13 protein-coding genes and 2 tRNA genes are annotated in these 11,867 nt (G+C 38.3%); 6 read left to right on the top strand and 9 right to left on the bottom strand.

What is annotated here, in order from left to right; translation table 11 throughout:
* Positions 1 to 17: 17 nt before the first annotated feature.
* Genes K1720_RS07600 through K1720_RS07580 form a run of 5 tightly spaced genes read left to right on the top strand, consistent with a single transcriptional unit; the run spans position 18 to position 3,612 of the window.
* Positions 18 to 1,115: a DNA double-strand break repair nuclease NurA gene (locus K1720_RS07600; protein WP_251948184.1), complete on the top strand. Its 1,098-nt coding sequence runs from the start codon at positions 18 to 20 to the stop codon at positions 1,113 to 1,115.
* Positions 1,116 to 1,126: 11 nt separating this feature from the next.
* A complete protein-coding gene (locus tag K1720_RS07595; RefSeq protein WP_251948182.1) occupies positions 1,127 to 1,924 on the top strand; it encodes a DUF5591 domain-containing protein in 798 nt (265 codons plus the stop codon).
* The gene (locus K1720_RS07590; RefSeq protein ID WP_251948180.1) at positions 1,914 to 2,960 is read left to right on the top strand and encodes a tRNA-guanine transglycosylase; all 1,047 of its coding nucleotides are present in this window, start codon (positions 1,914 to 1,916) and stop codon (positions 2,958 to 2,960) included. The genes K1720_RS07595 and K1720_RS07590 overlap by 11 nt, the downstream gene beginning before the upstream one ends.
* Positions 2,961 to 2,966: 6 nt before the next feature.
* Positions 2,967 to 3,443, top strand: a complete 477-nt coding sequence (locus K1720_RS07585) for a DUF6884 domain-containing protein (protein WP_251948178.1) — start codon at positions 2,967 to 2,969, stop codon at positions 3,441 to 3,443.
* Positions 3,418 to 3,612, top strand: a complete 195-nt coding sequence (locus K1720_RS07580; RefSeq protein ID WP_251948176.1) for a hypothetical protein — start codon at positions 3,418 to 3,420, stop codon at positions 3,610 to 3,612. The genes K1720_RS07585 and K1720_RS07580 overlap by 26 nt, the downstream gene beginning before the upstream one ends.
* Positions 3,613 to 3,688: 76 nt before the next feature.
* Here the strand turns inward: K1720_RS07580 and K1720_RS07575 are convergent.
* The 5 genes from K1720_RS07575 to K1720_RS07555 all read right to left on the bottom strand — a co-directional run bounded on the left by K1720_RS07575 (position 3,689) and on the right by K1720_RS07555 (position 6,914).
* Positions 3,689 to 3,766 (bottom strand) — tRNA-Val (locus K1720_RS07575).
* A gap of 13 nt (positions 3,767 to 3,779) precedes the next feature.
* Positions 3,780 to 3,857: transfer RNA gene (locus K1720_RS07570), tRNA-Ala, on the bottom strand.
* A gap of 183 nt (positions 3,858 to 4,040) precedes the next feature.
* On the bottom strand, positions 4,041 to 5,723 hold the full coding sequence (locus K1720_RS07565) for an ATP-dependent DNA ligase (protein WP_251948174.1): 1,683 nt from the start codon (positions 5,721 to 5,723) through the stop codon (positions 4,041 to 4,043).
* Between the two features lie 43 nt (positions 5,724 to 5,766).
* Positions 5,767 to 6,000 carry a hypothetical protein gene (locus K1720_RS07560; protein ID WP_251948173.1) on the bottom strand — a complete coding sequence of 78 codons (234 nt, stop codon included), beginning with the start codon at positions 5,998 to 6,000 and terminating at the stop codon, positions 5,767 to 5,769.
* Positions 5,997 to 6,914: a pantoate kinase gene (locus tag K1720_RS07555; protein ID WP_251948171.1), complete on the bottom strand. Its 918-nt coding sequence runs from the start codon at positions 6,912 to 6,914 to the stop codon at positions 5,997 to 5,999. The genes K1720_RS07560 and K1720_RS07555 overlap by 4 nt, the downstream gene beginning before the upstream one ends.
* Before the next feature lie 131 nt (positions 6,915 to 7,045).
* Between K1720_RS07555 and K1720_RS07550 the strand changes: the two genes are divergently transcribed.
* Positions 7,046 to 7,837 carry a dimethylarginine dimethylaminohydrolase family protein gene (locus K1720_RS07550; RefSeq protein WP_251948169.1) on the top strand — a complete coding sequence of 264 codons (792 nt, stop codon included), beginning with the start codon at positions 7,046 to 7,048 and terminating at the stop codon, positions 7,835 to 7,837.
* Here K1720_RS07550 and K1720_RS07545 read toward each other — a convergent pair.
* The 4 genes from K1720_RS07545 to K1720_RS07530 form a co-directional block, all read right to left on the bottom strand.
* Positions 7,822 to 8,886 carry a saccharopine dehydrogenase family protein gene (locus K1720_RS07545; protein ID WP_251948167.1) on the bottom strand — a complete coding sequence of 355 codons (1,065 nt, stop codon included), beginning with the start codon at positions 8,884 to 8,886 and terminating at the stop codon, positions 7,822 to 7,824. The two genes, K1720_RS07550 and K1720_RS07545, sit on opposite strands and share 16 nt — an antisense overlap.
* A 43-nt stretch (positions 8,887 to 8,929) precedes the next feature.
* Entirely contained in the window at positions 8,930 to 10,528 is a 1,599-nt protein-coding gene (locus K1720_RS07540; RefSeq protein WP_251948165.1) for a Na+/H+ antiporter NhaC family protein, read from the bottom strand.
* Between the two features lie 330 nt (positions 10,529 to 10,858).
* Positions 10,859 to 11,428, bottom strand: a complete 570-nt coding sequence (gene udg, locus K1720_RS07535) for a type-4 uracil-DNA glycosylase (RefSeq protein WP_251950622.1) — start codon at positions 11,426 to 11,428, stop codon at positions 10,859 to 10,861.
* A gap of 4 nt (positions 11,429 to 11,432) precedes the next feature.
* On the bottom strand, positions 11,433 to 11,804 hold the full coding sequence (locus K1720_RS07530) for a hypothetical protein (RefSeq protein ID WP_055283523.1): 372 nt from the start codon (positions 11,802 to 11,804) through the stop codon (positions 11,433 to 11,435).
* Between the last annotated feature and the right edge of the window lie 63 nt (positions 11,805 to 11,867).

The following is an 11,867-nucleotide window of genomic DNA, read 5'->3' as shown; positions in this document are numbered from 1 at the left end:
CCGTTTGAGTGATGAAAATGGAAGAGCTTTATAAACAAATATTAGAAAAAAAGAAGCAATTAGAATTTAGATTAACTGAGGGCGAGATACTAGTTCAATTAATCCAAAGAGCCAAAGAGTTAAGTTCCGAAAGTAAAAGGTTATTTGACAAGTTAGATGAAAACTCCAAGAAACTTCTTGCTCAGCAAGACTTGGTCTTCTCAATAGAAAAAGAATTTTCGCCTCCAAGGTTATCTATGGCTACAGGGATAGATGGTAGTTTTCAAGTTGTCGGAGGATTAGGAGGTAAATGGTATGTTCCTCTGAGTTCAGTCACAATATACTTTGAAGATTATCTATCGAAAAAACCCACGATCAAATATTTCGCAACAATTGAAACAATAGAAGCTATTGATGAATCTCAAGCAAAGAAATACGCTTCGTATCTTATGTTGGGGTTAGAAACCGATGAAATTGACAAATTTGTCTCTAAAACCCCCGAGAGTTCGTACATATTTTTAGATGGGCCTATAGTGGATCCTCCGGTAATGAGTGAAAATCCATATTTAGATCCAAGTCATTACACAGAAGTCAGAGTAGATGCTATAAAAAACGGGATAATACATGGACATATTTTAGTAGGATGCATGAAAAGAATACGAGACAGACAGTTTGTTTATTACTTAGAAAAGATATTTGACACAAATTTAAGCATTTTTCATAATGACTTATATCTCGTAGGGAGTCTTTTCAAACAATATAGAACACAGAATAATTTTTATGGTCCTTTATATACTGAGCCGTTTGTACAAGATAAAATCAATACAGATGATATGTATAGAAAATACTATCAGAAAGGAATCCATATATACTCCTTCTTTTATCAAAAGGACGCATTTTCTTCGATTCTTAGAGTGGATATAGCCCAATTAGACAATAAAATCAACAAGAGAGAATTTACTGATTTGTTAAATGCTTTGACATTTTGGATATTGCCTGGACATGGGTTACCATTACCGGCCTTGCTAGCACATGAAAAATGCACAATAAAGGAGGGATGTGCTCAAGTTTTGTATGATGAGATATTAACCAAGGAGTCAACGGAAAATCCATTATTCAAATTATGGATAAGATAGGAGGGATTTTAATGAAATCACGACAAAGTACAAAGAAAGAAGAGCTTTATCTTACACTTTCTAAAAAGAAGGGAAAGAACGTACAGATACTTCCAGAATTATGTGCATATACACCTAGAGAAGTTTATAATCTTTTATTAACGAGTGAAAGGATTAAAAATTGGTTTAAGATTGTAGGAAACCACTACTATCCAAATTCATCCAAAAAGATCTTATTACTTTATCCTTGCTCTACAATAAAGCCATTTTGGGAATCCCGATCATATAAGGCATTATTTGAAACATTGAAAGAATTCTCAGAATATAGGAATTATATTCACTTAGTCACAATATCTGAGCCATTTGGTCTTATCCCTGAAGATTTCTATGGAAAAAAAGGAGACGGATACAACTGGGATGATGAATGGTACGACGTGCCAGGATTATTTGAGTGGTGGGTTAAACGTCACGGATTATCTTATGAAAAAGAATACTTGGATAAAAGCATTGAAATTATTGCTAAAAATGTAGCACAGTATTTAAAAAAGACCAAAGATATCTACAAAGTAAGAATAGCATTTGTTAGGACGTATTCTTCAAGTCTAACGAAAAAGGATGATCATACTCATTGCAGAATGATAGAATTAGCATCTAAAATCTCAGGAGTTAAAGTAAAAATTCTTCCTCCAAAGAACCTTGTGAAAAAGATTGTCAGCACTCATGGAAGATTTGCTTGGGACATGTATGGAGTTGCACATCCAGAAGCTCAGGAGTATTTGAGGCAATATCTTAAGAGGGCAATAAAGAGGGTGATACTCAATGAAACTTAATCTTCCATTTCTTTGGTTGACACAAACAGCCAATGGTGTTCCAGAACCTTGGAAGTATTTCGATGTTGAGGGAATAATGTTAAATGCTTATGAAATCTTAAAAAAGCCTAAAATTAGAGAAAAAATGGAAAAATATAAAATCCATAGATACCTAGAGTTTAAGGGTTACATAACTATAGATTCTGGCGGGTTTCTGTTTATGAAGCATAACGAAGTTCCTCTCTCCCCAATAGAGCTTGTAGAATTTTATGAACGCCTTAAACCAAATTTTGCAGTAACTTTAGACCATCCAATTTTTCCAACTCTACCAAAAACAATAGTTAGAAAAAGACAAGAAAAAAGTCTAGAAAATGTAAAAATAATGGTAGAAACAAAGGGTACGAGGAATCCAGTTTTGGTACCTGTGATTCACGGATATGATAAGTCGTCATTAAAATGGTATATTAGTCAACTTGAAAAAATAGGAGAGTTTGATATTTACGGTGTGGGTAGTTTAGTCCCGCTAGCTAGAAACACAAAGGGTGTAAAAGGAGGTCTTTACAAGATTATTGATGTAATTATGGCAATAAAGGGAATTATCCCAGAAAGAAAAATTCATGTTTTTGGAGTTGGAAGCTCTTTAACAATGCATTTAATGTTTCTAGCTGGAGCAGATTCAGTTGATAGTTCTTCATGGAGATCAAAAGCAGCATTTGGAGCAATCCAATTACCCGGCATTGGAGATCGATACATCACAGGAAAACAAAAAAGTAAGAGATATCGGAATCTCTCTCCCGAAGAAATAGAAATATTTAACAAATACACTTGTCCTATTTGTAAAGAATATGGCATCAAAGGATTAAAAGAAAAATTCACCCTACGAGCAATTCACAATGCTTGGATATATCAAAGAGAAATTCAAAAAATAAGAGAAAAAATGGAAGAGGGATCCTATGAGGAATATGTTAAGAGTATTCTTAAAAATAAACCCCCTTATAAACTAGTTCTGCGATATATCTACGAAAAGAAAAAACAAAAAACGTTGCCAGTATTATAAGTTTGAATGGAAGTGAATACCATGAACCCTCAAAAAATCGTAGTTATTACAGCATGTGGTTCAAAAAAAGAGAACATTCCAAGTCCTGCATGGAAACTGTATAAATCTTCTAGGATTAGATACCTATATAAAAAATCCAAGCAGTTAACCTATCCTTTTTACATATTAAGTGCAAAATATGGATTAGTACATTCTGAAAAAATTTTGAAACCTTACGATGAACTACTAACTGAAGAAAAAGCTAATCAACTAATGTCACAAGTTATTGAGGTCCTAAATGGTTTTGATATTGTTATTTATTACAAAGGTGGTGCTAGAAAAACGTACCTTAACCTAATTGAAAAAGCAAGTAGAGCCTTAAACAAAACTTTAATAACTTTTGGGTATGCCAATATGGGAGATATAAATAACATAGACGATATTATTATGACAATTAGATCTTCTAATGGTGATTACCATGAAAAGAAGAAAGATTGGCAGTAGTAAAAGTAAAGATGGATTTAGATACCCTGTTTTAAGATTACCTAGGGAGTTCGAGTGGCTAATTGGTAAGGAAGTTGAAATTGAGTTCAGGACTAGGATGGGGACACCCGAGTTGTACAAGAAGTTGTACAACTTAATAATAATTCGAGAAATATTGAAGACAGAATAAGAGAGTTAGAAGACAGAGTAAGGATGTTAGAATTGACATTACTGAAAGAAGCTGTTTTTGATGGTTATCATAGAATTGGTGGGCCCGCGGGGATTCGAACCCCGGACCTCCACCTCGTCAGGGTGGCGTCATAACCAGTCTAGACCACGGGCCCGCCCGAAAAGTTGTGGTGGACCGGCCGGGATTTGAACCCGGGGCCTCCGCCTTGCCAAGGCGGCGCTCATCCCAGGCTGAGCTACCGGCCCACTCCGTCTGTCCAGATACGTATCCCCAAAATGAGTTTAAAAACTTTACGCTTGTATTCCAATGCAGTGAAACACTCCTTTATTAAACTCCCTTTTAGTGAGCACCACTATATTCAATTCTTCCATAGCATTGCTTGACGATGAGAAAGGTCAACCACTTTAAAAAGGAAAGTGGGGAATTTATCATTTACCTCCTTTCATCCTCTCTTGGAACTGATATAACTCAGCTACTCTCTGGATAGTATCTGCATCTTCTGGCCCTTTATCTTCTCTCAGAGAAATATATCGTGGGAACCTAAGCGCAAAACCGCTTTCGTATTTAGGACTCTTCTGTATCTCTTGATAGGCTACTTCTATAACTACCTTAGGTTCCAATTCCACTTCCTTGCCATGTTCTTTCTTTATAAGGGGCTTAAGCATTTTCGTAAATTCTATTAAATCTTCATCAGTGAACCCACTTCCTACCTTACCCACTGGTACAAAGTCGCCCCTTACGGGATCATAAGCTCCAAGAAGGAACGAACTGAGTACTCCACTCCTCCTACCCTCTCCCCATTCTGCTCCAAGTATAACCAGATCCAAGTTTTCCATCGTAGGCTTGAGCTTAAGCCATTTCTTGCCCCTGTTACCAGGTTCATAAACCGAGTCTAGTCTCTTGGCCATAAGGCCTTCATGGCCCAACTCTAAGGCTTTGTGATAAAACTCTTCTGCCTCTTCTGGATTCTTTGTTATGAGATTCTCTGCGGGTTTTATCCATTCATTTGAATTTACAATCTTCTCAAGAACCTTTCTACGTTCCATAAATTGGACATCTATCATGTTTTTGCCATCTACATAGAGGACGTCAAAGAGGTTAAGTTCAAGTGGGATTTTCTCTATCATTTCTTCTATATTGTACTTTCTCCTGAATCTTCTAAGCACATACTGGAAGGGTTTGGGCCGCCCTCCTTCTCCAACGGCAACAAGTTCTCCTTCTACTATAGCCTTCCTAGCTTTCAGAGTCTTTTTTACTCTTTCAACAACTTCCGGAATCGATTTGGTAACGTTTTCAAGACGTCTTGAATAGATGACTACATTATCTCCGTCTTTGTGAACCTGCACTCTAGCCCCATCATATTTGATTTCAAACTCAGCCTCACCACCCATCTCAATTAAGGCCTCTCTAACATTTGCAGCCATTTGGGCCAGCATGGGCCTTATGGGCTTACCTACTTGTATTTCTACTTTAGCTAACCCTTCGTTGCCCTCAAGCTTTGCAACTTTTGCCACAAATCCAAAATCACTCGTAAGCATGTACGCCCTTTCCACAAGTTCAACTTTTACTTTAAACGCATCAGCCAGAGCATCTCTCAAAAGACCTTCCGCAACTCCAGTTCTCATTGTCCCAAGAATGGTTCTCGCAAGATATTTTCCTTCCTCTGGAGAGGCATCCATAAAGAGATTAGCAAGATACTTGAGCTTTCGGTCTTGACTTCCTGCTCCTGAGGCTTCTGCAACTTTGACAAGTGTATTGTAGACTCTCTCCAAAGTAAGGGGCTGAGAAAAGAAGCTTTTTTGTTTTCTTTTACTTAAGGCCAAGGCAATACTCTCCCCAAGATCTCCGGTGTCTTTTATGGAATTCTCCATCTCCTCACTCTTAATCCCTGTTGCCATAGACACGGCTTTTATTAAAAGCTTCTCACCAACGCCTAGCTCTCTCTCATCCCAATCCGGAAAGACTTTTCCAAGGATCATATAAGGGACTATCTCAAGAAGCTCAGGCTTTGTAACAGATTTTAGAAAATCAGACACAAACTTTGTTTTGAGAGTTTTAAGTGTAGTTTTTTCAAGTCTTTTATATAACTCAGCCAACTCTTTGTAAAGCATTCGCACCACCAATAGTGCATTATTACATTAAAAAATAAAAAGGTTAATCTTCTCCAAACCTCGGTCTAAATCGTATGTACTCAAAAAACACTGTCGCTATGAAACCGCTAATAAATACTAATGAAAGTGGGTATCTGCTACCCTCAAAAACTACCAAAAAAGCAAATCCTCCCGCAAATCCAGAGGCCATAAGTCCAATTCCTCTTTGTCCGCTTTTATTTAAGAATATTGCAAGAAATAGAGACACAATAGCGAGAGTAAAATAAAGAATGTTCATAAGCTTCCCTCCATCCATCTTTCTACTTTAGGCTTTTGATTATAAATATCACTGATATAATAATTTTCAATGGAAAGCTCTTCAAGCATGGTCTTTGTTTTTTCAATCTCATTCTCTTTTAGGAAGGCAAAAAGGCTTTTGCCCAACATCACCATTGAAGAAGGCAAAGTCAAACACTTATCCAGCTCTTTAGCAATATCTAGCATGTCTCCTGTCAATAGACCTGTTCTTTCTGCGAATCTTCTGGCAACGTTCATTAAAATTTCAACCCTCGGCTGTTTTAAAACTTCTTCTAATGCTACTGCTCCCTCTTTTTTTATTAGCTCGACGACTTCACTATCGAGAATCTCTCTGGTAGATAATTTCCCTAATGGAACAGCGAGTACTTTATATCCCTCAAAAAGGATGTTGTCCACTACACCTATCCCAGGAGCACCAGCTTTCACTCTTATCTCTACCCCACCATGGATCTGAGCTATAACATCTCCCAATCCACCCTTATATTGTACTTCATATTTATGGGCTATTTGAGCAGCTTGAAGGAAGGTCTTCTCTTTAAATGCATATGCTAGTGATAATGCCGTTCCCAAGGCTCCACCTGCGCTGTTTCCAAAGCCATGACCATTTGGAAAGTCAAAATATTGCCAGATCTCAACTTCTCCAACGAATTCACTGGGGATCATTTCATTTGCGACGGAATAACTTATTATTGCGTCATCTTTTTTAACAGGCTCTCCATCAAAAGCTATTTGCACTCGTCTCTCAAGGCCTTTTTCATCTATATTTACAAAGACATTTGTGCCTTTATTCAAATTAATCCCCGCACCTAAAGAGCCCGCTAACAATGGATCCTCATGAAACTTTGGAATGAAGAATGCCGTGATATGTGCTGGAACAAAGACTTTTATCAGCATTTTAGACCCTCCACTGAAAAATTACATAAAAGACTTTTAAATGTGAGCCCAAGTGGTGTAGTTGTGTTCTTTTCATAACCCATAAGCAAACTATTTTAGTATAAGGCTTGTATTGAAATATGGTGCTTTAAATGGACAGATTATTTGATAAGGTTATAGTTAGGCCTCCAGGAGAGAGTTATAAGAATTGTGTCTCAACAAATCCCCAGCATGATACAATAGATGTCAAACTAGCCCAGAAGCAACACAGGGAATATGTAAAAGTTCTCAGAGAAAACGGGGTTGATGTAGTTGAGCTTGAGCCATTAAACCCCCACCCCGATAGTGTCTTTGTCCAGGATACCTCAATAATAGGGGCTTCTTCAAAGAGGGCCATTATAGTTAGATTTGGAGAGCCCAGCAGAAGAGGAGAAGAGAGAACGGTTAAAGAACTTTTATTGAAGGAGGGGTTTAAGATTAAGGAGATCCAACCGCCAGGAACTCTTGAAGGAGGTGATATTCTAGTAACAGACCAGGGGGTAGTCTTCATTGGAGAGTCCCAAAGGACAAATAAAGAGGGAATAGAGCAGTTTGCCAGATATTTCTCTCATGTGAAAGTTATAAAAGTCCCAATAAATAAAATCTTTCATTTGTTGTCAGGAGTGGCCTATTTGGGAAACAAAATCGTTGCAATCTCACCTCAGGTTGTTGACGTGAGCTACTTTAAGGGATTCAAACTCATACAAATTCCAGAAGATGAGCTCTATGCTAATAACATGCTATACTTAGGAGAGAAAAAAGTACTGATGCCAGCAGGATATCCAAAAACTGAAGAAAAATTGAAAAGAGAAGGGTTCAAACCAATCCTTATTGGTGTTTCAGAGTTTTGGAAAGGGGATGGGGGAGTTACTTGTCTCAATTCGCCATTCTACAAGCCTTTATGATACTCCTCCAGTGTTATATTTCTCTTTCTGACTTCTTTTACTATATACTTAAATAGTTCCTCTTCCATCCCAAAGAGCTCAGGTGGGATAATTCCAGCCTCAAATTCGTATTTTAGCATTATTCGTGCTGTTATCGCTGTTATGTATCCAGTGCTCCTTGCCATTGAACTAAAGCCTTCTCGAGCCTCATCATACATGAAGTACTTGATTTCTTGGTCTCCACTTCTTCCGTAGACTTCCATTATTGAGAAATCCTCACTTTCAAACTTCATTAATGGCAAAATTACTTTCATTGTAAAGTCTAGGTTCTCTTTTCTGAAGAAACCTAATTCTTTCAGCACTTTTATCTTTTCCAAGTGCCCCTTCCACCTTAAAGTATTCTCATAGAGGTTGTCTGCTTCAATTGTTGTTAAAAGGGTTCTCAATCCATCATTAATAAAACTTTCAAACTCAAAATTCCCGATCTTAACTTCTTTAATTTCTTCTAAAGGGTCTACTGTCACAAGACGTCCGCCTTTTATAATCCTAGCAGGTCGTGTGTACTCCTCTATTAAGTCATATGGTGAGAAAACCACCTTGTAATAAAGAGGCGGCTTGGGATTTTTTGGCAATCCACCAACATTTATTACTCCTTTATCCAGTTTTCCAAGTTGGGAGGCTATGCGTCCCATTAAAATATTGCTCAATCCAGGGGCAAATCCTGCATCCACAGCTATGCTTACCCCTACTTTTTTAGCATCTTCATCCAGCCTCAGTGGATCTTCTGGCATAAACGAGACGTCAACCATATCTTTTTTGGCTTTTATAGCTGCTTTTAGCGTAGTGAACCCAAGTCTTCCTGGTAAGGCTCCTATAACAAAATCAAATCTTCTCATTGTTTCTACCAGTTGGTCAAGCTTTGATGCATCAAGCTGGAGAGTAGTCCCAAACTCTTCAGCTAATTTTAATCGTTTTTCGTTTATGTCTCCTATAAAAACCTCATAATCCTTACTAAGATCAAAAGCAATTAACCTACCAACATCTCCAGCACCTAATATGAGAATCTCCATGCTTTCACCTCATAAAGTTTAAAAAGGGAAAAGAATAGACAGTTCAGTCTTCAACAGTATATACTGGCACTTTTCCATGTGGTATGCCATACTTTTTGCCATACCATTCACTGAGTACATACCAAGCAGCAACCAAGAGTACAAAGCCTATTGGTAGCAAGATTGGCCAGCTGTGGACACCTATTGCAAAGAGGAGGTAGAGGATTACTCCACTTCCCGCAGCTGTTACGGCGTATGGGATCTGGGTATTTACGTGATCTATGTGGTCACTTCCTGAGAACATTGAACTCATAATTGTGGTATCACTTATTGGTGAACAGTGGTCACCAAAGATACCACCAGCAAAAACTGCACCTATTGAGGCATAGAGAACTGGACCAATTTGTCCGCCTGTAATTTGATATGCCAAAGGAATTGCAATTGGCATGAGAATACCGAAAGTTCCCCAAGAAGTTCCTGTTGTAAATGATATAAACATTGCTACTAGGAATACTATAAGTGGGACTATTCCTGCTGGGATGTTTGCGCTTGTAGCTAGGTTTACTACATAATCAGCGGTTCCAACAGCGGTTGTAGCACTTTTGATACTCCATGCAAGCACTAAAATTGCAGTTGCCAACATCATTTGTTTCATACCTTGGACAATTGCGGTTTCAACTTCTTCAACTGTCATTTGTTTTCTTGCAAGAATTATTGTCATTCCAACCAAGACCATACTAAATGAACCCCATAGCAAGGCAGTGGCAGCATCAGAGTTCGAAAGTACTCCCATTAGACCTTCCTCTGCGTAAGTTGCTCCTCCACCACCAGTGTACCACATTCCATAGAGAGTTATAAACACGAGGCTAAGGATCGGTAGGATAAAGTTCCAAACATCTCCAGTTTCTTTTGGCATTCCAAGATCCACTTCAGTTGTCATTAATGGTTTAGCTCCATCACGCATGACTTTTCCAGTTGTCCTTGCCCTATACTCAGCATGGAGCATTGGGCCGTAGTGTCTGTGAGTATAAGCAACTAGGAACACTAGTATTATAGCCAAGATTGAATAGAACCTATAAGGAACACTTGAAAGCCAAGCAGCATAGGAACCAAGGGTGATTCCAAGGCTGTCAAATGATTCACCAATCAGTCCAATCTCATATCCGATCCACGTAGAAACTAATGCTAATCCGGCCACTGGCGCTGCAGTTGAATCATCGATATAAGCAAGCATTTCTCTTGAGACTCTTGCCCTGTCTGTTATTGGTCTCATAGTGTTACCAACTATGATAGTGTTGGTATAGTCATCGAAGAAAACAAGAATTCCCAAAAGCCATCCAAGCACCGAGGCACCTTTACTGTTTTTCACCCTCTTTGTTAAACTTCTTGCAACTGCATGGGCTCCTCCTGATTTATAAATTAGTCCAACTCCGGCACCAATCAGAAAGTCAAAGACTAAAATCGTTGCATTCCAACTGTCTGTCACATTCTCAATTATCCAAGTCCATGTTTGAATTGTGCCGGTTACTGGGTTCCATCCAGATGCCATGACTCCACCAATCCAAACACCTGCAAACAAAGCGAATAATACTCTTTTTGACCAGATAGCCAATATAATAGCTACCAAAGGTGGCAGCAAAGACAAGATTCCGAAGTCCGCCATCCCATAAACACCTCCATCAACAACATTTTGCGACTCCGAGTTCTTCGAGTATCTTATAAATTTTTTGGAGATTTTGTTGTATATTTGATAATTACCGAAATTTTTAGGGAGTGCACTGCTATCTTTCGAAATTCCTTCTATGAACAATATTGTAGGTTCCTGTTCTTTGTAGTTTATATGTGATAAGCTGTGTTTAACATTATACAATACAGCTCTCTTTCCATAAAAACATTTTCCCAAGATTTTTGTATGATTTTAGAACAACCTCTAAATATTATTTGGAGAGACTAAAAGAACTATAAAAGAAGCTTCAGAAAGGGTTTAACAAAGTTAAAGCAAATCATCCAGAAGAGTTCGAAGCTTTTTAAAATCCCTTTCTAATTCCTCTCTAAGTTGGGGTCTATAAAGAGCAACAGCAGGATGATAAATTGGCATTATGACAATTTTGCCAAAAAGTGTCCTTGCTTCAAAGGTCTTCCCGTGAATCTTACTTATCGGCTCTGGCTCAAACCCAAATTTCTTGAGAATATATGACATCGAATGCCTACCCAATGGCACTATGATTTTTGGTCGAAGTAGATCGATCTGCATATCCAGATATGGAGAGCATGTTTTTATCTCTTCTTCTGTTGGATCCCGATTATTTGGAGGCCTACATTTTATGATGTTTGTGATATACACCTCATCTCTCGTTAGGCCAATACTTTCTAAAAGTTCATCTAATACCTTCCCTGCCCTTCCCACAAAGGGTAAGCCTTTCTGGTCTTCCCAGTATCCCGGTCCTTCTCCAATAAACATTATCTTCGACTCATAGCTTCCAGAACCTGGGACAGCGTTTGTTCTAAGTTCTCCTAAAGGGCACTTTCTGCAAGTTTTTACTCGTTCTTCCAACTTCTTCATTGCTTCATGCTTTTTTGCCACTTTTAACACCCAACCTTTCTTGAGAAAGATAAGCTGTCAAAAGCTCTTTCCAAGCAGTATAGTATCCTTTCTCGTAATCATCTCTAAATTCATGCTGGAGAATACTTTCAAAATGTTCGAGAAGCTCTTGGGCCTTTTCATTATTGGGCTCTCGAATAAGCTGGACTATCAATGCATCTGAATCGGTGTCTTTTAAAGCTGAAAGAAACCCATTTATAGCCCTACTATACCCTCTTCCCCATTCATCGTCACCTACTATTTTCTCGAGCTTATCAATATGAGACTTAGCCTTAGCATAGTCTCTCCGCATCAAGGCCTTGAGGAACATTTCCATTCTCATTTCTCTTGCAGGCATTTTCACCACCAGCTTATGTGACACGACTGTATTTTTAATACTTTTCAATGAATCATCACATCA

It is taken from the genome of Thermococcus argininiproducens (genome assembly GCF_023746595.1).
GTDB classification, from domain to species: domain Archaea; phylum Methanobacteriota_B; class Thermococci; order Thermococcales; family Thermococcaceae; genus Thermococcus_A; species Thermococcus_A argininiproducens.
This window is presented reverse-complemented; position numbering and strand designations above follow the sequence as displayed.